The following is a 22,169-nucleotide window of genomic DNA, read 5'->3' as shown; positions in this document are numbered from 1 at the left end:
CCCCCTAGGGTCGGAGCATGGACGCAGCCCACGTCGACGACGAACTCGTCAACGTCCTCTTCACCGAGGCCGAGATCCACGAGAAGGTGGGCGAGCTGGCCGCGGCCATCGAGCGCGACTACGAGGGCGAGGAGCTCCTCATCGTCGGCATCCTCCGCGGTGCGGTGATGGTGATGGCCGACATGGCGCGCGCCTTCACCCGCCACGTCGAGATGGACTGGATGGCGGTGTCGTCCTACGGGTCGGGCACCAAGTCCAGCGGCGTCGTCCGGATCCTCAAGGACCTCGACACCGACATCTCCGGTCGCCACGTCGTCATCGTCGACGAGATCATCGACACCGGCCTGACGCTGAGCTGGCTGACCTCCAACCTCACCTCGCGCAACCCGGCGAGCGTCGAGATCTGCACGCTGCTGCGCAAGCCCGAGGCCCTCCAGATGCCCGTCGACGTCAAGTACGTCGGCTGGGACATCCCCAACGAGTTCGTCGTCGGCTACGGGCTCGACTACAAGGAGCGCTACCGCAACCTGCGCGACATCGGCACGCTGGCGCCGCACGTCTACTCCTGACCCGCACGCCACGCACGCCACGCACGCCACGCACCCTCTGGCTCGGGTGGCGACCAGGCACCTGAGAGGATGAACTCGACTCGGCGGCCCCTGTACCGTCGAGGCGTTCGATCGTGTGTTCGGCGTGCTAGCTGCGAAAGAGTTGTCGTGAAGCGGATTTTCAAGGGCCCGTGGGTCTGGATCGCGGTCGCCGTCCTCGGCGTCATCCTCGCCCTGCAGTTCCTGGCGCCCGGGGGCGGGTACGACGAGGTCCCGACGTCCCAGATGCAGAAGTACCTCGCCGACGACGAGGTGAAGGAGATCTCCTTCATCGACGGCGAGCAGAAGATCCAGGCCACCCTGCAGAGCGGCGTGCGCGACTCCGGCGCCAAGGTCGAGTCCTACTACGTGCTCGGCCAGCAGCAGGGCATCATCGCGCTCGCCGACTCCAAGCTCGAGAGCGCCGGCGGCAAGCTGGAGAAGTCCTCCTCGGAGAACCCGCAGCCCAGCCTGCTCACCAGCATCTTCGCCACGCTGATCCCGTTCGTCCTGATCATCATCTTGTTCCTGTGGCTGATGAACAGCGTGCAGGGCGGCGGCGGCCGCGGCGTCATGCAGTTCGGCAAGTCCAAGGCCAAGCTCATCTCCAAGGACATGCCGAAGACGACCTTCGCCGACGTCGCGGGCTGCGACGAGGCGATCGAGGAGCTCGGCGAGATCAAGGAGTTCCTCCAGGAGCCGGCCAAGTTCCAGGCGGTCGGCGCCAAGATCCCCAAGGGCGTCCTGCTCTACGGCCAGCCCGGCACGGGCAAGACGCTGCTGGCCCGCGCCGTCGCCGGCGAGGCCGGCGTCCCGTTCTACTCGATCTCGGGCTCCGACTTCGTCGAGATGTTCGTGGGTGTCGGCGCGAGCCGGGTCCGTGACCTGTTCGAGCAGGCGAAGGAGAACGCCCCGGCGATCGTCTTCATCGACGAGATCGACGCCGTCGGCCGGCACCGCGGCACCGGCATGGGCGGCGGCCACGACGAGCGCGAGCAGACCCTCAACCAGCTCCTCGTCGAGATGGACGGCTTCGACGTCCGCGGCGGCGTCATCCTGATCGCGGCCACCAACCGCCCCGACGTCCTCGACCCGGCGCTGCTGCGCCCGGGCCGCTTCGACCGGCAGATCCAGGTCGACGCCCCCGACCTCGCCGGCCGCACCAAGATCCTCCAGGTCCACTCCCGCGGCAAGCCGCTCGCGCCCGACATCGACCTGCAGAACGTCGCGCGCCGCACGCCCGGCTTCAGCGGCGCCGACCTCGCCAACGTGCTCAACGAGGCCGCGCTGCTGACCGCCCGCAACTCGGCCAAGATGATCGACGCCGCCGCGCTCGACGAGGCGATCGACCGCGTCATCGCCGGCCCGCAGCGTCGCACCCGGCTGATGAGCGAGAAGGAGAAGCTCGTCACGGCCTACCACGAGGGCGGACACGCCCTCGTCGCCGCGGCGATGCCCGGCACCGACCCGGTGCACAAGATCACGATCCTGCCGCGCGGGCGCGCCCTCGGCTACACGATGGTGCTGCCCGACGAGGACAAGTACTCCCAGACCCGCTCCGAGCTGCTCGACAAGCTCGCCTACATGCTCGGCGGGCGGGCGGCGGAGGAGATGATCTTCCACGACCCGACCACCGGCGCCGGCAACGACATCGAGAAGGCCACCAGCCTGGCCCGCGCGATGGTCACCCAGTACGGCATGACCGAGCGGCTCGGCGCGATCAAGCTGGGCAGCGACAACAGCCAGCCGTTCCTGGGCCGCGACCTCGGCCACTCCCGCGACTACAGCGAGGACGTCGCCGCGATCGTCGACGACGAGGTCACCAAGCTGCTGACGACCGCCCACCAGGAGGCCTTCGACGCGCTCGAGGAGAACCGCGACGTCCTCGACGCGCTGGTGCTCGCGCTGCTCGACAAGGAGACCCTCGACAAGGCGCAGGTCGCGGAGATCTTCACCGCGCTGCGACGCCGTCCCGAGCGCCCGGCCTGGACCGGCTCCCCGACGCGCAACCCGTCCGCGCTGCCGCCCGTGGAGATCCCGCAGGCGATCCGCGACCGGGTCGCCGCCAACGGACTGCTCGCCAAGCAGCCGGAGAGCGGCGTGGTCGTCACGCCGCCCGGACCCGGCGGCGACGTCCACGACCCCTCCCTCGGTGGCGGCGAGCCCCCCACGCCGCCGCTCCCCGGGAGCAACGGCGTCGGCTGACGCTCGGGGCGCCGCCGCACCTCAGAGCAGGCGGGTGCTCGGCCACAGGTCGAGCAGGTCGACCTCGGGGCATGCTCGCGCGACGGCGTCGTACGTCGCGGAGTAGTGCCGCGCGACCCGCCGCACCGTGCTCTCCGACAGCACGCCGGACCGGGGGGAGACGTTGGCCCGGACGTCGAAGGCCCCCGGGGTCGCCTCGATGCCGCAGAGGGCGCTGATCGATGCCACCGACCGGTCGGTGAACAACGACTCGTAGAAGCCGACGTGCCGCTCGGTGCCGGGGAAGGCGGCGCTCAGCTCGGCGAGCGTGTTCTCGTAGCGGGTGCGGCCCTCGTAGGTCGGGTGGTCGAACAGCTCGAGGAGGTGCGCCTCGCTGGAGAGCGGGTACTTCTCGGGCGCCCGGCCCTGCACCATCCGCACGTGGGACCAGATGCGCTCGACCGGGTCCCGCATGAGGAAGGCCGCCACGGCCCGCACGCCGAGCTCGGCGAACGACGAGCGCACCCAGGCCAGGCGCGTGCGGTCGAGCAGGGCGTAGGACGGGGTGATGTCGAGGGTGAGCGCGGCCCCGCCGGCGAGCAGGCCGGCGAAGTAGCCCGGGTACAGCGACACGTCGGCCACCATCGCCGCCTGGTGCAGCGCCGCCGCGTCCGCCCGGCCGCTCTCGCCGAGGGACCGACCGGCGCGCTGGGCACGTTGGGCGATCCGGGCGCGCATCCAGGACTCGGAGGGCAGGTCGACCACGTCGAGGACGTGGAGCTCCTTGCGGTAGCCCGTCACGACCTGGTCGGAGGCGGCGAGCTGGTCGTGCAGCCAGGTGGTGCCCGCCTTCATCGCGCCGAGGCCGAGCAGGAAGGTCGGGCGGACGGTCACGAGGCCCGACCCTAGCGGGGGCCGCTGGTAGGTTCGCGGCCGTGACCGACCCGATTGACCGCGCCGTGCGCGACCCCGCGGACGTGCCCGACTTCGACCACGCCCGGGCCGAGGCCGCCGTCCGCGAGCTCCTCCACGCGATCGGCGAGGACCCCGACCGGGAGGGCCTGCACGACACCCCGGCGCGGGTCGCCCGCGCCTACGCCGAGCTCACCGCCGGGCTGCGGCAGCGCGCGGAGGACGTGCTCAGCACGACCTTCGACCTGGGGCACGACGAGATGGTGCTGGTCCGCGACATCGAGCTGTGGTCGATGTGCGAGCACCACCTGGTGCCGTTCACCGGGGTCGCCCACGTCGGCTACATCCCGGCCACGACCGGCAAGATCACCGGCCTGTCGAAGCTCGCCCGCCTCGTCGACGTCTACGCGAAGCGACCGCAGGTCCAGGAGCGGCTGACCACCCAGATCTCCGACGCGCTGATGGACATCCTCGACGCGCGCGGGGTCATCGTGGTGATCGAGGCCGAGCACCTCTGCATGACGATGCGCGGCGTCCGCAAGGCCGGCGCCCGCACGATCACCTCGGCGGTCCGCGGCTCGATGCGCTCCGACCCGGCCACCCGGGCCGAGGCGATGGCCCTGATCCACCGGGGCTGAGTCGTGGACCGGGGCTGAGGTCGACCGATGCTGGTGGCCGTGACGACGGCGAAGGACACGCTCGCCAACCTCGAGCGCTTCGTGCGCCGCAACCTCTTCGCCGGCATCGACCACCTCGTCGTCTTCGTCGACGGCGAGCAGCCCGAGGTCGTCGAGCGGTTCGCCGCCGACCCGCACGTGACGTGCGTGTCGGCGTGGGACGACGGGTGGTGGGGACCCGAGGCGCGGCCCGGGCTGAACGGACGACAGAACCGCAACGCCGGCGTGGTGAACGTCGTCTGCACTCTGTTCCCGTGGGCGACCTGGCTGTTCCACGTCGACGCCGACGAGGTCGTGCACGTCAACCGGCGCAAGCTCGAGCGGCTCGACCCGTCGTGCGAGGTCGTGCTGCTGCGCGTGCTCGAGTCGGTGAGCCACGAGGACGCCGAGGCCGAGGGGGGTTGGTTCAAGCGCCGGCTCGGACCGAGCGAGCGGACGCTGCTCGTCGAGCGTGGTCACGCGCGGGCCCGGACCAACTCGCTCTACTTCCGCGGTCACCTCACCGGCAAGTCCGGCTGGCGGCCCTCGCTCGACCTCCGGGCCGCCGTCCACAAGCCGCTCGGGGCGGACGGCGCGGCGATCGACGGCCTCGAGGCCGGGTGGCTGCGCCTGCTGCACCTCGAGTCGCCCTCGGCGGAGGAGTTCGCGCGCAAGTGGGTCAACCTCGCCGAGGCGGGACTCGACACGATGGCGATCCGGCCCGGACGCCGCCACGTCGCCGCCGAGGTGCGCGCGCTGCTCGACCGCGGCGCCCCTCCGGACGAGGTCGAGGCGACGCTCGCCCAGGTCTACGACGAGACGATCCGCGACCCCTTCCCCGACCTGCGCGACCTCGGCCTGCTGGTCCGGGTCGAGCTCGACACGCCGAGGTACCGGCCGCGGGAGGTCCCCGCCGCCGACCTCGACCGGTTCCGCGCCCTGGTGCGGGGGGCGGCCGGCCTCGACAAGTCGGGTCTGCTCCGGACCGGCCGCGCCGACGTCCTGGGCCGGATCGTCGAGGCGGTCGACGGCTGACGACGGCTGACGGCGGCTGACGGCGGCTGGCCGGCCCGTCGGTATCGTCACGGCATGCGTCCGGTCGTGATGGGAGTCGTCAACGTCACGCCCGACTCGTTCTCCGACGGCGGTCGCTTCGCCGACGGGCCGGCCGCGGTCGCCCACGGGCGCCGGCTGCTGGCCGACGGCGCCGACGTCCTCGACATCGGGGGGGAGTCGACCCGACCCGGCGCCACCCGCCCCCTGGTGTCCGAGGAGCTCGACCGGGTCGTCCCGGTGATCGAGGCGCTCGCCGGCGACGGCGCGACGGTGTCGGTCGACACGATGCGCTCCGAGGTCGCCGAGGCCGCGCTCGCGGCGGGCGCCCGGATCGTGAACGACGTCTCGGGCGGTCTCGCCGACCCGCGGATCCTCGACGTCGTGGCGGACTCCACCGCGACGTACGTCGCGATGCACTGGCGCGCCCACAGCGACCGGATGCAGGACCTCGCGGTCTACGACGAGCCCGGCGGTGTCGTCGCCGCTGTGGCCCGCGAGCTCGCCCAGCGGGTCGCCGAGATCCGCGCCGCCGGCATCCCCACCGACCGGATCGTGCTCGACCCCGGCCTCGGGTTCGCCAAGCGCGGCGACCACAACTGGGAGCTCGTCGACGGTCTCGACCGGTCCGACGGGCCGGCCGCGCTCGGACTGCCGCTGCTCGTCGGCGCCAGCCGCAAGTCGTTCCTCGGCGCCCTCCTCGCCGCTCCGGACGGCACGCCACGACCGGTCGACCAGCGCGACGTCGCGAGCCACGCGCTCACGCTCGTGCTGGCCCGCAAGGGGGTCTGGGGGATCCGGGTGCACGACGTCCGGGGGACCCGTGATGTGCTGAGCGTGTGGGAACGGACCGGATGAGCGCCCCGACGCGACCGCTCGACGAGATCGCCGTCCTCGGGCTCGAGTGCTGGGGGCACCACGGCGTCTTCGACTTCGAGCGACGCGCCGGACAGTCCTTCGTGATCGACCTCGTGCTCGGTGTCGACACCCGTGCTGCGGCGGCCTCGGACGACTTGCGTGACACCGTCGACTACGGAAGTCTCGGGGCCTCGGTGCAAGCCGCCGTGGAGAAAGATCCGGTCGACCTGATCGAGACCCTCGCCCAGCGGATAGCGGACGTCTGCCTCTTGGACGACCGTGTTCAATGGGCGCGAGTGACCGTACACAAGCCGGATGCCCCCCTCGACGCGACGTTCGCCGACGTCACGTTGACGATCACCCGAGAGCGCGAGGTCCACCGTGACTGAGACCCCCAACCCGCACATCATCGACGCCGACACCCTCACCGGGGAGATGCGTCCGATCCGTCGGGTCGTCATCGCGCTGGGGTCCAACCTGGGTGAGTCGCTGGCCAGTCTCCAAGGCGCCGTCGATGCGATCGCCGACACCCCCGACGTCTGGGTCACCGGCGTCTCGCCGGTCTACGAGACCGAGCCGGTCGACTCCCCGCCCGGCGCGCAGAACTACCTGAACGCGGTCCTGCTGGCCGACACCACGCTGGCCGCCAACCGGCTGATGGACCGCGCGCTCGCCGTCGAGGACGCCTACGACCGCGAGCGCAGCGACGTCCACAACGCCCCGCGGACCCTCGACGTCGACCTCATCGTCGTCGGCGACCGACGCAGCGACACCGACGCCCTGCGCCTGCCGCACCCGCGCGCCCACGAGCGGGCCTTCGTCCTCAAGCCGTGGTACGACCTCGAGCCCGACGCCGAGCTGCCCGGACACGGGCCGATCGCCGAGCTGCTCGCCAAGACCGGGGTCGAGGGACTCACGCTGCGCGAGGACCTCACGCTCGACGTCGAGTAGCGGGTCGCCTTGTACGACGGCCCCCACGAGCCCGACCGGGACCCGGACCGCTCCGGCCGCCCCGGCCGCCCGGGCGGCGACCCGGGCGAGGACCGCGCCCTGGGTCCGACCCCACCGCACGTGCCCGCGACCTGGGGGGTCGTCGGGTTCGCCCTCGGGTGGCTGGTCCACTCCGTGACCGAGCGCTGGGGCACGCCGCCCCTCGTCTCGTGGGCCCAGCCGCTCGCGCTCGTCCTCGTCGCCGCGATCCTCGCCGGGACCGCGTGGTCGACCCACCGCGCCGTGCACGTGCGGCAGGAGCGGCTCGCGCCCCACCGAGCCGTGAACCGGCTCGTGCTGGCGCGCGCGTGCGCCCTCGTCGGCGGTCTCGTCGGCGGCGGCTACCTCGGGTACGCCGCCAGCTGGGTCGGCGATCCCTCCGAGCTCGCCGACGAGCGGATCCTCCGATCGGGCCTGGCCGGCCTCGCCGGCGTCCTGGTGGTCGTCACGTCCCTGCTGCTCGAGCGCGCGTGTCGCGTCCGATCCGGGGCCGACGACAACTAGCCTGCGAACCATGACCTCCCCGGCTGCTCGTCCCGGACCGACCCCGACGGCCGGTTCGACGGCTGGATCGACGGCTGCCTCTGCCGCGCCGTCCCGGCGCCGGCAGCGCTCGACCCGGCTCCTCGTGGCCGTCGTCCTGGTCGCCGCCGCGCTGGCGTGCGCCGTCGCCGCGATCGCCAGCGGCACGTGGGCCGTCGCCGCCGTGGGTGCCGGCGTCGCCGCCGTCCTCGGCGCCGTCGCCACCCGCATCACCCACTCCGAGCTCGCCGACACCCGCCGGGCGTGGGCCCGCGACCGTGCCGAGCAGGCCCGCGGCTACGCCGCCCTCACCGAGACCCGTACGGCCGAGCAGGCCCTGTACGTCGCCGACACCCACGGCCGGATCACCCGCCACGAGGCCACCATCACCCGGCTCGAGACGCGCCTGGCCGACGCCGCCGCCGAGGTCACCGCCACCCGCGACGAGCTCGCCGCCGAGCAGGCCAAGGTCCTCGCCGTCGAGAAGGCCTCCGCCGAGCAGGTCGCCCGGCTCTCCTCCCGCCTCGCCGAGGCGGAGGAGCGCGCCGCCATGGCGATCGTCCGCGTCGCCGAGCTCGAGCAGGAGCTCGACGTCGTCCGCGCCGAGCTCGTCGCCTGGGAGACCACCGGGCACGGCGAGGACCGCAAGCACGCCTGACGCCCGCGGACGGCCCACGCGCCGCTCGCCCAGCCCCGTCCGGCGCACGGACGCCTCGCCGGCTCGCCCCGGACCGGCCGAGCCGGACTGGGCGGCCGATCCCTGAACTTGTCAACCGGGATCCCGGCCCCCAAGTTCAGATTTCCCCGGCCGACCGGGGAAATCCCGACCCGGCCCGACCCCACCGGGCACCCGCCCGCCCGAACCCGGTCGTCGCCGCGGCCTCCTCCCGTCATGGGCGGCGGGGTGCTCCGGCACAATGGGCTGTCGTGATCCCCGAGGACTCCCGGTTCGAGACCGACCCCGACGCCCTGGTCGGTGAGCTCGTCGACGAGCTGCCGGCGCTGCCCGGGGGGTGGGAGGTCGGGCAGCCCGACCCGTCGGACCGGTCCGACCTCGCGCGCCTGACCCAGCTGCTGCGCGCCCACGAGCGGGACGGGCGGGGGTGGGCGGGCTCGAGCGTCGACGACGTCCTCGTCGAGGTGTCCGAGGCCGGGCTGCGCACGCGGGAGAACGTCGTGGTGCGCGACGACGCCGGCCTGATCCGCGCGTGGGGGAGCGTGCACGACCGGGCCGGGGGACGGATGCTGCTGCTGCACGTCGTCGAGCGCGGCCTCGCCGACGGCGTCGCCCGGGCCTGCTCGGACCTGCTCGTCGAGTGGGCCGTCGGCCAGGCCCGCGCGGTCGGGGCCGCCCGCGGGCTCGAGGTCCAGCAGATCGATACCGGCACCTACTCCGGCGACGAGCGGCAGACGGCGTGGCTCGCGGCGTCCGGCTTCACCAAGGTGCGTACCTGGTGGCAGATGAGCCGGCCGGTGACCCCCGACGAGCGCGACCTGGTGCCGTCGGCCGACGACTGGGAGGCCCGCGGCGTCCGGTTCCGGCTGGTGCGCCGGGCGGGCGACGGCATGCCCGACGAGGGCGACCTGCGCGAGGTCCACGACGTGCTCGAGGAGGCCTTCCGCGACCACTTCAACTCGTGGGAGGAGACCTTCGAGGAGTTCCTGCACCGCCTGCGCGAGGACCCCGGCCACCGCTGGGACCACTGGTGGCTCGCCGAGCTGGTCGACCGCGGCGACGGGTCCGACGCGGGCAGCGGCTCCGACGGCGAGGGACCCGAGCCGGTCGGTGCCCTCGTCGGCACCGTCTCGGAGAGCGCCTCCGGCCCGGACGGCTCGTACGTGTCCTACATCGGCGTCCGTGAGGCCGCCCGCGGCCGTGGCGTCGCCAAGGGCCTGCTCCGCACGATCATCGCGGACGCCGCCGGCCGCGGCCGCGACCGCGTCGGCCTCGAGGTCGACGCCGACTCCTCCACCGGCGCCGACGGCCTCTACACCTCGATGGGCTGGACGACGTCGTACGTCACCGAGTCCTGGCACCGCGACGTCGCCGTCGCCGTCGCCGACTGACCGACGACGCGAGCCGGGCCGGGACGCACACCGGGGGCCCCACGTCGCACGACGCAGGACCCCCGGGTGGTGGGGCGGCTCGGCCTCGGTCGGCCCAGCCGCGGATCGGGGCTCAGAGCAGGCCCTTCTCCTTCAGCCAGTCGGTGGCCGCCGTCGCGGCCGAGGCCTGCTCGTCACCCTCGACCCGCTCGCGCAGCGCGATCAGGTCCTCGGTGGTGAGCTCGGCCGAGATCGCGTTGAGCGTGTCGGCGATGTCGTCGGAGAAGGCGTCGTCGGAGATCAGCGGGATGATGTTCTGCGACGAGATCATGTTCTCGGGGTCCTCGAGCACGACCAGGTCCTCGGCGACCAACGCCGGCGAGGTGGTGTAGATGTCGGCCACCTGGACCGAGTCGTCGACCAGGGCCTTGACCGTGTCCGGGCCGCCGTAGTCCTCGATCGGGACGAACTCGGCGCCGGTGACGCCGTAGACGTCCTCGAGGCCGGGGATGCCGTAGCCCAGCTCACCGAACTGCGGGTTGGCGCCGAGCTTGAACGGCGCGAGGGCCGCCAGGTCGCCGATGCTGGTGAGGTCGTTGGCCTCGGCGGTCTCGCGCGTCACGACGTAGGCGTCCTTGTCCTCGGCCGCGGCCGAGTCCAGCACCTGGAGGTCGTCCTCGGCGACGGCGTCGACCAGCGCGCCGTCGACCTCCTCGGTCGTCCGCTCGGTGTACTCGGGGTTGTAGGCGGCGAGCAGGTTGCCGTTGTACTCGGGGATGAGGTCGATCGAGCCGTCCTTGAGGGCCGGCAGCGTCTGCTGGCGCGGACCGATGTTGAACTGCTTCTCCACCTCGACCCCGTCGGCGTCGAGGGCCTGGTAGTAGATCTCCGCGAGGATCTCGCTCTCGGGGAAGTTGAAGGAGCCGACGACGACGGCACCGCCGTCGTCGTCACCTCCGCAGGCGGTCAGGCCGGTCATCAGGCAGGCCGTGGCGGCGACGGCTCCGACCAGGCGGAGGCGGGGGTAGCTGGTCATCAAGGGTGTCCCTTCGTGTCACGCGTTCTCAGGCGCGCGCGGCCGTGTCGGCCGACTTGGAGGTGCGGCGTCGTGCTGGGCGGTGCTCGGCGAGGCCGCGGGTTGCGGTGGCTCGTTGGAGGAGGGCGAAGAGGGCGTCGACGGACAGTGCCAGCGCGGTCACGAGCAGGGCGCCGCCGAGGATCCGATCGTAGTCGTAGAGGCCGATCCCGCTGGTGATGATCCGCCCGAGGCCACCGAGGCCGACGTACGACGCGATGGTCGCCGTGGCGATCACCTGCAGCACCGCGGAGCGGATCCCGCCGACGATCAGGGGCAGGGCCAGGGGGATCTCGACGAGGCGCAGGATCTGCCACTCCGTCATCCCGTTCGCGCGGGCGGCGTCGATCGTGGTCCGGTCGACCGACTCCAGGCCGGCGTAGCAGCCGGCCAGCATCGAGGGGATGGCCAGGATCACCAGGGCGATCACCGACCCGATCAGGGGCGCGCGGTCGAAGCTCACGTGGTCGTCGAGCACCATCAGCAGGAAGAACAGCAGCCCGAGCGTGGGCAGGGCCCGCATCGCTCCGGTGAAGGAGATCACCAGCTGGCGGCCCCGGCCGGTGTGGCCGATGAAGAAGCCGAGCGGCAGCGCGATGAGCGCCGCGGCCAGCACCGAGATCCCGGTGTAGGTCAGGTGCTCGACGAGCCGGTCCTGGATGGGCAGCGGGCTGCGGCTGCCGGCCCGGTAGTTCTCGGAGTCGAGGAGCCAGCGCAGTGCGCTCTCGAAGAGGTCCATCAGCCGTCGCCTCCGCTCGTGACGGCGACCGGGTCCTGGTCGGCGGCGGCGCTCGGGGTGCCCGCGGCACCCGGGCCCCCGGGCTCGACGAGCGCCACCGTGCGGGACCGGCTGCCGGCCCGGTCGGGGCGGTTCCACGGCATCAGGATCCGCCCGAGGGTGACGATGACGACGTCGAGGACGAGCGCGATCAGCAGGCTCATCACGATGCCGACGGCAACCTCCTCGAGGATGTCGCGCTGCTTGCCGTTGTTGAACAGGTAGCCGAGGTTGCGCGAGCCGATGATCACGCCGACCGAGGTGAGTGCGATCGTGCTGACCGACACCACCCGGATGCCGGCGAGCAGCACCGGCCCCGAGAGCGGCAGCTCGACGCGGAAGAAGCGCGCGGCGGCGCCGTACCCGACCGCGCTCGAGGCGTCGAGCACGGTGCGGTCGACCGAGGCGAGCGCGTCGGCCGCGGATCGGGCCATGATCGCGACGCCGTAGATGGAGAGGGCCACGACCAGGTTGGTGGAGTCGAGGACCTGGGTGCCGATCAGGGGCGGCAGGATCACGAACAGGGGCAGCGAGGGGATCGTGTACAGCAGGCTGCCGGCGGTGATCACGACCGTGCGCAGCACGCGGTTGCGGTTGGCCAGCCAGCCCAGCGGGATGGAGAGCACGAAGCTCAGCACGATCGGCAGGATTGCGAGCTGCACGTGCGCGAGCGTCAGCTCCCAGATGAGGGGCAGGTTGTCGCGGGTCCAGGTCACGGCCGCGGCGCCTGCTTCTCGAGAGCCCCGTCCGGACGCAGGACGCCGATCGGCCGGCCGTCGCCGTCGACGACGAGCGTCAGCCCGTCGTCGTCGGGCCGCTGCTGGAGGTGCAGGGTCCGCTTGCCCTTGTCGGCCCCGACGAAGCTCGCGACGAAGTCGTCGGCCGGCGCGGCCAGGATCTCCGCGGGCGTGCCGGCCTGGGCGATCACCCCGCCCTTGCGGAAGATCACCACCTGGTCGGCGAGGAGGAACGCCTCGTCGATGTCGTGGGTGACGAACACGATCGTCTTGCCGAGCTCGCGCTGCAGCCGGTTGAGCTCGGACTGGAGGTCGGCGCGCACGATGGGGTCGACGGCGCCGAACGGCTCGTCCATCAGCAGGACGTTGGGGTCGCTGGCCAGGGCGCGGGCCACGCCGACCCGCTGCTGCTGGCCGCCCGAGAGCTGGCGCGGGTATCGGCGGGCCAGCCCGCGGTCGAGCCCGACCTTGTCGAGCAGGTCCATCGCCTCGGCCCGCGCCTGCGACTTCTTCACGCCGTGCAGGAGCGGCACGGTCGCGACGTTGTCGACGACCCTGCGGTGCGGCAGGAGACCCGAGGACTGGAGCACGTAGCCGATGCTGCGGCGCAGCTCGACCTTGTTGCGTCCCGCGATGTCGTCGCCGTCGATCGTGATCCGCCCGGAGGTCGGCTCGATCATCCGGTTGATCATCCGCAGCAGCGTGGTCTTGCCGCAGCCGGAGGACCCGACGAACACGGTCGTCTTCCGCGAGGGCAGCGTGAAGCTGAAGTCCTCCACGGCGACGGTGCCGTCCGGGAACTGCTTGGTCACCGACTCGAACTCGATCATGGGCACCGCTCAATCTGCTGGAGGAGACTGTCGAGGCGGGACAACAGTGCCACAGTCGTAGTTGATCGATCGGATTTCACCAGTCCACGGCCGGGCGGGGACCACCCTTCCGGTCACTGTCCGGTCTCTGTTCGGTCAGCGTCCGGTTCCGTCAGGTCTCGTGGTCCTGCAGTCGCAGGGCCGCGAGGTCGACCGTCGCGGCGTCCAGCCCCGGGACGTCGATCCGCCAGCCGCGCGGGTCGTCGACCCGCGGCACGCGCTCGCCCGGGCCGAGCCCGGCGAGGTAGGTCATGACGTGCGCGGCGTCGGCGCGCCGGCCCTGCTCGACCAGCCACCCGGTGAGCCGGTGCACCGGCGGCAGCCCGCTGTGCACCAGCGACCGCTCGGCGAAGAGGTCGCGGACCCCCGCCTCGAGCAGCGCGTACCACGCGTCGTCCGCGGTGGGGATCTGCACGAAGTAGCGGTGGAGGTCACCGGGCAGCACCTTGTCGCGGAACACCCTCGACACCTTCGGCGACCCGTGGTCGGCGACGCTGCGTGCGGTCAGGCGCTTGGTGAGCCAGCGGTCCTCGAGGTCGACGAGCGAGCCGCGCTGCTGGGTGATCGAGGAGCCGTCCGACCGGATCCGCCAGTGGTAGACGACCTCCGGCACGATCCCGAACCGCCGGGCGCGGAGGAACGCCCGGGTGGTCGTCGGCTGGTCCTCGTAGCGGTGACCCTCGAGCCACGACAGGCCGGCGCCGTCCCAGAAGGCGCGGGTGAAGAGCTTGTTCCACGCGAACACGTCGCCGAGGATCTCCGGCTGCTGCTCGACGACCAGCGCGGCGCGGGTCCGGTGCAGGCGCCGCATCCACGGCGGCTGCACGAGCACCTGTGCCGGGTCGTCGGCGTCCGGGCGCCACCACGCGATCGACCCGGTGACGAAGTCGCAGCCCGAGCCGCTCAGCTGCCGCTGCAGGGCGGCGTACGCGGTGGGCGGGACGACGTCGTCGGAGTCGGCGAAGGTCACCAGGTCGCCGGTGGTGTGCCGCAGCCCCTCGTTGCGGGCCGCGCCGAGCCCGCGGTTGGCGATGTGGACGACGCGCACCCGGGCGTCGCGGGCGGCGCGCTCGTCGGCGATCGCGCCCGACCCGTCGGTCGACCCGTCGTCGACCACCACCACCTCGACGTCCGGGTAGGTGCTGGCCAGCAGGCTGTCGAGGCACTCGGCGAGGTAGGCCTCGACGTCGAAGACCGGGACGACGACGCTGATCCGCCGCGGGGGTCGGCGGCCGATCCTCATGACGCAACGGTAGTGCCCGATAGGCTCTCGCCTCGTGAGTGACCCCAGCAGCGTCGACCCTGCCGACTACCCGCGCAAGGTCATCCTCGTCGCCGGCGCCGGCCGGAGCGGCACCAGCACGATGGCCGGGCTGATGAAGATCCTGGGCCTGCACGTGCCCCAGCCGGAGGTCGCCGCCGACGAGTCGAACCCGAAGGGCTTCGGGGAGCCGCAGTGGGTCGTCGACCACCACGACCGGCTGCTGAAGGAGGCGCTGGTCCAGGTCTCCGACTCCCGGCCCGAGGCGTGGTTCGAGACCGGTCGGGTGAGCACCCGCGAGCCGGAGCGGATCGCCACCGCCGACTGGCTGGAGGGGCACTTCACCGCCGACCAGGGGCACAGCGAGCTCGTCGTCAAGGACCCGCGGCTCGCGTGGTTCCTCGGGCTGTGGCGCGTCGCGGCGATCCGCACCGGCGCCGAGCCGGTCTTCGCGACCATGCTGCGCCCGCCCGCCGAGGTGGTCGGCAGCAAGCAGACCTACTACGCCAACAAGCTCGGCTCGGCGCACCTCGCGGCGTCCTGGCTGAACATGCTGCTCCACACCGAGCGCGGCACCCGCGTCGGCACCGGCACCGGCGCCGGCGCCCGCGTCTTCGTCCGGTACGGCGACCTCCTCGACGACTGGACGCGCACCACGATGCACGTCGGCGAGACGCTCGGGCTGCAGCACGTCCTGCACGCCAACAGCGAGCAGATCCGGGACGGCCACCGCTTCGTCGACCCCTCGCTGCGCCGGATGCAGCAGACCCTCGCCGACCTCGGCCTCCCGCCACGGCTGCACGACCTCGTCGGACAGACCTGGGAGGAGCTCAACAAGCTCGCCGACCCCGGCGGCGACACCCCCCAGGTGCACGCCACCCTCGACGAGCTCCGCGAGGCCTACACCGACCTGTACGCCGAGGCGGAGGCCATCTCGCGCTCCTCGGTGGTCCACGCCGAGCAGCGCACCCGGCGTCAGGGTCCGCCGCCGCGGCCCGCGGCCGGCCCGGCCCGGCCGGCCGACACCCCGCTCGGCGCCGACCGGCTCCCGCACGGGCTGCGCGCCGCCGTCCCCGCCCCGGTGCGGCGCGGCCTGCGCAAGCTGGCCGGGCGCGAGCGCTCCTGATGGCGCTCCCCGAGGCAGCCGGACTCACCAACCTCGAGGGCCACGCCGACTTCGACATCACCTGGCCCTGGGCCCGGCCCGGCGGCCTGCGCAGCGGCAGCACCGCCGTGCTGCGCGTCAAGGACGAGGCCCCGTCGCTGCCGTTCGTGCTGCCGCCGCTGCTGCGCGCGATGGACCACGTCCTGGTCGTCGACAACGGCTCGACCGACGGCAGCCCGGACGTCGTCGTCGAGACGGCCGAGCGGGCCGGCCTCGCGCACCGGCTGACCCAGGCGTCGTACCCGTTCGCGGTCGCCCGGGCCGGCGCCGAGCACCGCGCCGTCCACGAGCGGTCGGTGCACTCGCTCGCCTACTTCTACAACTGGTGCTTCGCCCAGGTCGGGACCCGCTACTCCTTCAAGTGGGACGGCGACATGGTGCTCACCGCCGAGGGCGAGGCGTCGCTGGCCGACCTCGCCTGGCAGGTCGGCGACGTCCAGTCGATCATCCGGGTCCCGCGCCACGGGCTCTACCTCGACGGTCCCTCGCACGCCTACCTCGACCTCGGCCTCCGCAACGCCGAGGAGTGGGGCTTCCCCGTCGGGCCCGACTTCGTGTTCGCCAAGGCCTTCGAGTGGGAGGTCCGCACCACCCCGAAGCCGGTCCGCTCGATCGGGCTGCCGCACGGACTGTGCGTCGAGCTGAAGTACCTCGACGGCGACGAGTTCGCGCACTGGACCGACCCGGCGTCGTTCGCCACGAGCCACCGCAACAAGCGCAAGCGTCGCGAGTGGGCGGTCTTCAACGCGCTCAACGCCGGCGAGGTGCCCGAGGGCGTGCACGAGATCCACGCCCCGGACGGCGTCCACGTCGTCGACCACGTCACCCGCACCTGGCTGCCGCACGCGCCGCGGCCGCTCGAGGTCGGCACGGTCGTGAGCTCCGACGACGCCGAGCGGGCTCGCCGGCCCGGCTGAGCGTCGCGCCGGTCCTGCAGCCCCTCGGGGTCGCGCGATCGATGCAATTGCCGACGTGTGGCCAGTTCTCGGCGGCCGGATCGAGCCAGCGTCGGCAATTGCACGCTGGTGGCAGGCCCGGGAGGTGGCGTGCGTCACGCTCCCGGCCGTTCCCCCGGCGGAAGCAACCCGCGTACATTCGGCGTTGCACTGCTGACAGCACACGAGCACCACGTCTGGTACCCACCCCGGCCCGCGCGAGCGGGTGGTCGGAGGGACTGGAACGAAAGGTTCCCCAATGTCACACGAGTCGTCCCTGCCCGCACCGCCGCCGCGTCTGCGCATCGGCGTCGTCGGCGCCGGCCGGGTCGGAGCCGTCCTCGCCGCAGCCCTGCGGGCCGCCGGTCACGAGGTCGTCGCCGCCGCCGGAGAGTCCGACGCCTCGCGCGGGCGCATCGACGCGCTGCTGCCGGGCGTCGCCGTCGACAAGCCGAGCGCCGTCGCCCGGGCGTGCGACCTGCTGCTGCTCACCGTCCCCGACGACATGCTCGGCAACGTCGTCTCGGTGCTCGCCCACAGCGGCGCCCTGCGCGAGGGGCAGGTCGTCGTGCACACCTCCGGGCGGCACGGGCTCGAGGTGCTGGCGCCGGCCGTCGCGCTCGGCGCGCGTGCGATCGCGCTGCACCCGGCGATGACGTTCACCGGCACCGAGGTCGACCTGGACCGGCTCGCCGGCTGCGTCTTCGGCCTCACCGCCGCCGACGGTGAGCGCGAGCTCGCCGCGTCGCTGGTCGACGACCTCGGCGGCCGCCCGATGTGGGTGCCCGAGTCGCGCCGCGCTCTCTACCACGCAGGGCTGGCGCACGGCGCCAACCACCTCGTCACCCTCGTCACCGAGGCGATGGAGCTGCTCGCCGCCGCCGGCGCCGACGACCCGGCCGCGACCCTGCGACCGCTGCTCACCGCCGCGCTCGACAACGCCCTCGAGCACGGCGACGCCGCCCTCACGGGCCCGATCGTGCGTGGCGACGTCAACACCGTGCGCGCCCACCTCGACAGCATCCGCGTCGAGGCCCCGACCACGATGCCGAGCTACCTCGCGCTCGCCCGGGCCACCCTGAGCCGGGCCGTGACCGACGGCCGGCTCACCGCGCTGCGGGCGCTGGCGATCAACGACGTCCTCGACCACGCCGCCGCGGTCGAGGACCGGTCGGTCCGCTGGACCACGTGACCCCCGCCGTCGCCCGGACCCGCGCCGAGCTCGCGGACCTGCTCTCCGGACGCCGTGCGGCCGGCGAGCGCGTGGCGCTCGTCCCGACGATGGGCGCCCTGCACGCCGGCCACGCCAGCCTGATGACGGTGGCGCGCGACGCGGTGGCCGCGGCCGGCCCCGCGGGCGGCCCCGCGGGCGGGCCGCTCGTGGTCTCGATCTTCGTCAACCCGCTCCAGTTCGGGCCCGGTGAGGACCTGGACCGCTACCCCCGCACCTTCGACGCCGACCTCGAGGTGTGCGCGCACGCCGGCGTCGACGTCGTGTTCGCCCCGAGCGTCGACGAGGTCTACCCGGGCGGGCCGCCGCAGGTGACGGTGCACCCGGGACCCCTCGGCGAGGTCCTGGAGGGCCGGACCCGTCCCGGTCACTTCGCCGGCGTGCTGACCGTCGTCGCGAAGCTGTTCGGCCTGGTCCGTCCGGACGTCGGGGTCTTCGGGCAGAAGGACTACCAGCAGCTCGTGCTGATCCGCCGGATGGCGGCCGACCTCTGCCTCGGCGTCGAGGTGGTCGGCGCCGAGACCCGCCGCGAGGACGACGGCCTGGCCCTCTCCAGCCGCAACGTCTACCTCGACCCCGCCCAGCGCCGCGACGCCGTGGCGCTCAACCGCGCGCTGCACGCCGCGCGGGAGGCGGGCGCCCTCGGCGTCCCGGCCGCGCTGGACGCCGCGCGGGCCGTGCTGGACGCCGCCGGCGGCGTCGACCTCGACTACCTCGAGCTGGCGCTGCCGGACCTGTCGCCGCTGCCGGCCGACGTCGCCGCGGGCACCGAGGCGCGCCTCCTGGTCGCCGCGCGGGTCGGCGCGACCCGGCTGATCGACAACCTCCCGCTCACGCTCGGTGCGGTGGACGACGCGCGCCCGCCCGGCCCCGACCACTAGCCTGGCCCGATGCCCAACGCCGTACGCCGCGTGCCCGGTCGGCTGACCGCTCCCGAGCCCGGGTGGACCACCCGGGCCGACGTCGTCATCATCGGCTCCGGCATCGCCGGCCTGACCGCCGCGCTCCGCCTCAAGGACGCCGACAACGGGATCGACAAGCTCCTCGTCGTCACCAAGGACCAGATCGCCGCCGGCTCGACCCAGTGGGCGCAGGGCGGCATCGCCGCCGCGCTCGGGCCGGGCGACACCCCGGAGGAGCACGCCGTCGACACGTTGGTCGCCGGGGCCGGCGTCTGCGACGCGGACGCCGTCCGGGTGCTCGTCGACGAGGGCCCGGAGGCCGTGCGCGAGCTCATCGCGCTCGGGGCGATGTTCGATCACGACCCGGACGGCGTCCTCTCGCTGACCCGCGAGGGTGGCCACCACCGCGACCGGATCGCCCACGCCGGCGGCGACGCCACCGGTGCGGAGATCCAGCGCGCCCTCGTCGCGGCCGTCGAGGCGGCCCCCGAGATCGAGGTGGTGCAGCACGCGCTGGCCGTCGACCTGCTGCTCACCGGCCCCGACGGCCCCCACGGCCGGCCCGGCGTCGCCGGCATCACGCTCCACGTGATGGGCGAGGGCCAGCGCGACGGCGTGGGCGCCGTCCACTGCCGTGCCGTGGTGCTCGCCAGCGGCGGGCTCGGCCAGGTCTTCAGCCAGACGACCAACCCGGCGGTCTCGACCGGCGACGGGATGGCGCTGGCGCTGCGGGCCGGCGCGACCCTGCGCGACCTGGAGTTCGTGCAGTTCCACCCGACGGTGATGTACCTCGGCCCCGACTCGCACGGCCAGCAGCCGCTGATCTCCGAGGCGGTGCGCGGCGAGGGTGCGTTCCTCGTCGACGCTCCTCCCGAGGAGGGCGGCCGGCGCATCATGCAGGGCGTCCACCCGCTCGCCGACCTCGCCCCGCGCGACGTCGTCGCGAAGGCGATCATGCGCCGGATGCTCGACACCGGGAAGGCCCACATGTGGCTCGACGCCCGGCACCTGGGCGCGGCGTTCTGGGAGCGCCGGTTCCCGACCATCCTGGCCACCGCGCGCTCCCACGGCGTCGACCCGGTCACCGAGCTGATCCCCGTCGCACCCGCCTGCCACTACGCCTCCGGCGGCGTCCGGACCGACCTCCAGGGCCGCACCGACGTCCCGGGTCTCTACGCGACCGGCGAGGTCGCGTGCTCCGGCGTCCACGGCGCCAACCGGCTCGCCTCCAACTCGCTGCTCGAGGGCCTGGTCTTCTCGCGCCGGATCGCGCACGTGCTGCCCGGCGAGCTGCGTGACTGGAGCGAGCCGGCGCTCGACTCCCGGACCGCCGGGCTGGTCAGCGGCGACGTCCGGGGCGAGCTGCAGGAGGTGATGACCTCGAAGGTCGGCGTGCTGCGCAACGCGCCCGGGCTGGGCGAGGCCACCGCCGTCCTCGACAAGCTGGGCGGCCGGTCCTCGGAGACCGCCGACCTGGACGCCTGGGAGACCACGAACCTGCTCACCATCTCCACGGCCCTGGCCGAGGCCGCCGCGCTGCGCCAGGAGACGCGCGGGTCGCACTGGCGCGACGACTTCCCCGAGCGCGACGACGCCGCCTGGGCCGGCCACGTCGACACCGCGATGACCGACGGCGTCGCCGAGGTCGTCTTCCGCCCCGCGCCCGCCACCGACGGAGGACCCGCATGAAGCACCACCTGCCACCGCCGCGCGAGCTCCTCGACGAGCTCCGCGCCGCCGAGATCGACGCGGGTCTGGTCGACCACGTGCTCCTCGCCCTCCGCGAGGACCTCCCCGACGGCGCCGTCGACGTGACGTCCGAGTCCACGATCGCCGCCGACGCCCGCGCCGAGGGGGTCTTCGCCGCCCGTGAGGACGGCGTCGTGGCCGGCCTCGGCGTCGCGGAGCTCGTCTTCCGGATCGTGCTGGGCGACGACGTCGAGGTCACCGACCGGCTCCCCGACGGCACCCGGGTCGTCGCCGGCGACGTCGTGATGCGGGTCGCCGGCCCCACGCGCGGCCTGCTGACCGCCGAGCGCACCGCCCTCAACTTCGCCAGCCACCTCTCCGGCGTCGCGACCGCCACCTCCCGCTGGGTCACCTCCCTCGAGGGCACCCGCGCCCGGGTGCTCGACACCCGCAAGACGCTGCCGGGCTGGCGCGCCCTGCAGAAGTACGCCGTGCGCTGCGGCGGCGGCGTCAACCACCGGTTCGGGTTGTCCGACAAGGCGATGGTCAAGGACAACCACGTGATCGCCGCCGGCGGCGCGGTGCCGGCCTACCGGGCGGTGCGGGCGGCGTACCCGGACCTGCCGGTCGAGGTCGAGGTCACCGACCTCGACCAGCTCCGCGAGCTGCTCGACGTGGGCTGCACCGAGATCCTGCTCGACAACATGAGCACCGCGACGATGGCCGAGGCCGTCCGCGTCAACGACGAGCGCGGCGAGGCCCGCGCCACGCTCGAGGCCTCCGGCGGGCTCACCCTCGCCCGGGCCGCCGAGGTGGCCGCCACCGGCGTCGACTTCATCTCCGTGGGCGCCCTCACGCACTCCGTCGTCGTCTTCGACCTCGGGCTCGACCTCCAGGACGTGTGATGCCCCTGCTCGCGATCGACGTCGGCAACGCCCACACGGCGCTCGCGCTGGTGCAGGACGGCGTCGTGTCGCACGACTGGCGCGTCTCCACCGACCTGCACCGCACCGCCGACGAGTGGGCGGTGCTGCTGCGGGGCCTGGTCGGGCGCCACCTCCCCGAGGTCGACGGCGTGGCCGTGTGCTCGACCGTCCCGGCGGTGACGCAATCGGCGCGCGAGATGCTGGCGCGGCATTTCTCCGACGTCACCCAGGTCGTCGTCGAACCGGGTGTCCGGACCGGTCTTCCCGTGCTCACCGACAATCCGCGCGAGGTCGGTACCGACCGCATCGTGAATTCCCTCGCGGCGCTCACGTTGTACGGCTCCCCGGCGATCGTGGTCGACTTCGGCGGCACCGCCACCACCTTCGACGTGGTGAACGCGCACGGCCAGTACGTCGGCGGCGCGATCACGCCCGGGATCGAGCTCTCGCTCGAGGCGCTCGGGCGTCGGGGCGCGCAGCTGCGGCAGGTCGAGATCGTGCGGCCGCGCTCCGTGATCGCCCGCAACACCGTCGAGGCGCTGCAGTCGGGGGTGGTGTTCGGCACCGCCGCGCAGGTCGAGGGGATCGTCGAGCGCATGCTCGCCGACCTCGATACCGCCGCCGAGGACGTCGCCGTCATCTCGACCGGTTATCTCGCCGACCTGGTGCGCGATGAATGTAGTTGTTTCACCCACCACGACCCGTGGCTGACCCACATCGGCTTGGAGATGGTATTTCGGCGGAACTCCCCGGCTGTGCCATAGTGATTATCCCGACCGAATAGGTCTCCGCA

At 73.2% G+C, this 22,169-nt stretch carries 23 protein-coding genes; 17 read left to right on the top strand and 6 right to left on the bottom strand.

Annotated elements, in window-relative coordinates; translation table 11 throughout:
* The first annotated feature begins 17 nt into the window (after nt 1-17).
* Complete coding sequence (gene hpt / locus E4623_RS05640) at nt 18-569, top strand: hypoxanthine phosphoribosyltransferase (RefSeq protein WP_134765563.1); 552 nt, start codon at nt 18-20, stop codon at nt 567-569.
* A 147-nt stretch (nt 570-716) separates the two neighbouring features.
* Nucleotides 717-2,792, top strand: coding sequence for an ATP-dependent zinc metalloprotease FtsH (ftsH, locus tag E4623_RS05635; RefSeq protein WP_245154923.1), 2,076 nt, complete (start codon nt 717-719; stop codon nt 2,790-2,792).
* Nucleotides 2,793-2,813: 21 nt separating this feature from the next.
* Here the strand turns inward: ftsH and E4623_RS05630 are convergent, their stop codons facing one another.
* Nucleotides 2,814-3,665 (bottom strand): hypothetical protein, encoded by an 852-nt coding sequence (locus E4623_RS05630; RefSeq protein ID WP_134765561.1) that lies wholly within the window; start codon nt 3,663-3,665, stop codon nt 2,814-2,816.
* Nucleotides 3,666-3,718: 53 nt separating this feature from the next.
* Between E4623_RS05630 and folE the strand changes: the two genes are divergently transcribed.
* From folE to E4623_RS05590, 8 genes are all read left to right on the top strand, one after another.
* Nucleotides 3,719-4,321 (top strand): GTP cyclohydrolase I FolE, encoded by a 603-nt coding sequence (gene folE, locus E4623_RS05625; protein ID WP_134765693.1) that lies wholly within the window; start codon nt 3,719-3,721, stop codon nt 4,319-4,321.
* Between the two features lie 39 nt (nt 4,322-4,360).
* A complete protein-coding gene (locus E4623_RS05620; RefSeq protein ID WP_167736495.1) occupies nt 4,361-5,374 on the top strand; it encodes a glycosyltransferase family 2 protein in 1,014 nt (337 codons plus the stop codon).
* Nucleotides 5,375-5,428: 54 nt separating this feature from the next.
* The gene (gene folP / locus E4623_RS05615; protein WP_134765559.1) at nt 5,429-6,250 is read left to right on the top strand and encodes a dihydropteroate synthase; all 822 of its coding nucleotides are present in this window, start codon (nt 5,429-5,431) and stop codon (nt 6,248-6,250) included.
* Nucleotides 6,247-6,639, top strand: coding sequence for a dihydroneopterin aldolase (gene folB, locus E4623_RS05610; RefSeq protein ID WP_134765558.1), 393 nt, complete (start codon nt 6,247-6,249; stop codon nt 6,637-6,639). Before folP ends, folB begins: the two co-directional genes overlap by 4 nt.
* Entirely contained in the window at nt 6,632-7,201 is a 570-nt protein-coding gene (gene folK, locus E4623_RS05605) for a 2-amino-4-hydroxy-6-hydroxymethyldihydropteridine diphosphokinase (protein WP_209020530.1), read from the top strand. Before folB ends, folK begins: the two co-directional genes overlap by 8 nt.
* A gap of 9 nt (nt 7,202-7,210) precedes the next feature.
* Entirely contained in the window at nt 7,211-7,744 is a 534-nt protein-coding gene (locus tag E4623_RS05600) for a DUF3180 domain-containing protein (RefSeq protein ID WP_245154922.1), read from the top strand.
* Nucleotides 7,745-7,754: 10 nt separating this feature from the next.
* On the top strand, nt 7,755-8,420 hold the full coding sequence (locus E4623_RS05595; RefSeq protein WP_245154921.1) for a hypothetical protein: 666 nt from the start codon (nt 7,755-7,757) through the stop codon (nt 8,418-8,420).
* Nucleotides 8,421-8,689: 269 nt separating this feature from the next.
* A complete protein-coding gene (locus E4623_RS05590; protein WP_209020529.1) occupies nt 8,690-9,829 on the top strand; it encodes a GNAT family N-acetyltransferase in 1,140 nt (379 codons plus the stop codon).
* A 112-nt stretch (nt 9,830-9,941) separates the two neighbouring features.
* Here E4623_RS05590 and E4623_RS05585 read toward each other — a convergent pair whose 3' ends face one another.
* From E4623_RS05585 to E4623_RS05565, 5 genes are all read right to left on the bottom strand, one after another.
* The gene (locus E4623_RS05585; protein ID WP_134765557.1) at nt 9,942-10,844 is read right to left on the bottom strand and encodes an ABC transporter substrate-binding protein; all 903 of its coding nucleotides are present in this window, start codon (nt 10,842-10,844) and stop codon (nt 9,942-9,944) included.
* A gap of 28 nt (nt 10,845-10,872) precedes the next feature.
* Nucleotides 10,873-11,622 (bottom strand): ABC transporter permease, encoded by a 750-nt coding sequence (locus tag E4623_RS05580; RefSeq protein WP_134765556.1) that lies wholly within the window; start codon nt 11,620-11,622, stop codon nt 10,873-10,875.
* On the bottom strand, nt 11,622-12,377 hold the full coding sequence (locus E4623_RS05575) for an ABC transporter permease subunit (RefSeq protein WP_134765555.1): 756 nt from the start codon (nt 12,375-12,377) through the stop codon (nt 11,622-11,624). The genes E4623_RS05580 and E4623_RS05575 overlap by 1 nt, the downstream gene beginning before the upstream one ends.
* Entirely contained in the window at nt 12,374-13,228 is an 855-nt protein-coding gene (locus E4623_RS05570) for an ATP-binding cassette domain-containing protein (protein WP_134765554.1), read from the bottom strand. The genes E4623_RS05575 and E4623_RS05570 overlap by 4 nt, the downstream gene beginning before the upstream one ends.
* Before the next feature lie 151 nt (nt 13,229-13,379).
* Entirely contained in the window at nt 13,380-14,510 is a 1,131-nt protein-coding gene (locus E4623_RS05565; RefSeq protein WP_134765553.1) for a glycosyltransferase, read from the bottom strand.
* A gap of 34 nt (nt 14,511-14,544) precedes the next feature.
* Between E4623_RS05565 and E4623_RS05560 the strand changes: the two genes are divergently transcribed.
* The 7 genes from E4623_RS05560 (at nt 14,545) to E4623_RS05530 (ending at nt 22,140) form a co-directional block, all read left to right on the top strand.
* A complete protein-coding gene (locus E4623_RS05560; protein ID WP_134765552.1) occupies nt 14,545-15,654 on the top strand; it encodes a sulfotransferase family protein in 1,110 nt (369 codons plus the stop codon).
* Complete coding sequence (locus tag E4623_RS05555) at nt 15,654-16,610, top strand: glycosyltransferase (RefSeq protein ID WP_134765551.1); 957 nt, start codon at nt 15,654-15,656, stop codon at nt 16,608-16,610. The genes E4623_RS05560 and E4623_RS05555 overlap by 1 nt, the downstream gene beginning before the upstream one ends.
* Before the next feature lie 277 nt (nt 16,611-16,887).
* Nucleotides 16,888-17,820 (top strand): DUF2520 domain-containing protein, encoded by a 933-nt coding sequence (locus E4623_RS05550; RefSeq protein ID WP_134765550.1) that lies wholly within the window; start codon nt 16,888-16,890, stop codon nt 17,818-17,820.
* Nucleotides 17,817-18,740 (top strand): pantoate--beta-alanine ligase, encoded by a 924-nt coding sequence (panC, locus tag E4623_RS05545; protein ID WP_134765549.1) that lies wholly within the window; start codon nt 17,817-17,819, stop codon nt 18,738-18,740. The genes E4623_RS05550 and panC overlap by 4 nt, the downstream gene beginning before the upstream one ends.
* Nucleotides 18,741-18,749: 9 nt before the next feature.
* Nucleotides 18,750-20,450: an L-aspartate oxidase gene (locus E4623_RS05540; RefSeq protein ID WP_134765548.1), complete on the top strand. Its 1,701-nt coding sequence runs from the start codon at nt 18,750-18,752 to the stop codon at nt 20,448-20,450.
* Nucleotides 20,447-21,355 carry a carboxylating nicotinate-nucleotide diphosphorylase gene (gene nadC, locus E4623_RS05535; protein WP_134765547.1) on the top strand — a complete coding sequence of 303 codons (909 nt, stop codon included), beginning with the start codon at nt 20,447-20,449 and terminating at the stop codon, nt 21,353-21,355. The genes E4623_RS05540 and nadC overlap by 4 nt, the downstream gene beginning before the upstream one ends.
* Nucleotides 21,355-22,140 (top strand): type III pantothenate kinase, encoded by a 786-nt coding sequence (locus E4623_RS05530; protein WP_134765546.1) that lies wholly within the window; start codon nt 21,355-21,357, stop codon nt 22,138-22,140. The genes nadC and E4623_RS05530 overlap by 1 nt, the downstream gene beginning before the upstream one ends.
* Nucleotides 22,141-22,169 lie beyond the last annotated feature (29 nt).

It is taken from the genome of Nocardioides sp. 1609 (assembly GCF_004522105.1).
Classification (GTDB): Bacteria; Actinomycetota; Actinomycetes; order Propionibacteriales; family Nocardioidaceae; genus Nocardioides.
This window is presented reverse-complemented; position numbering and strand designations above follow the sequence as displayed.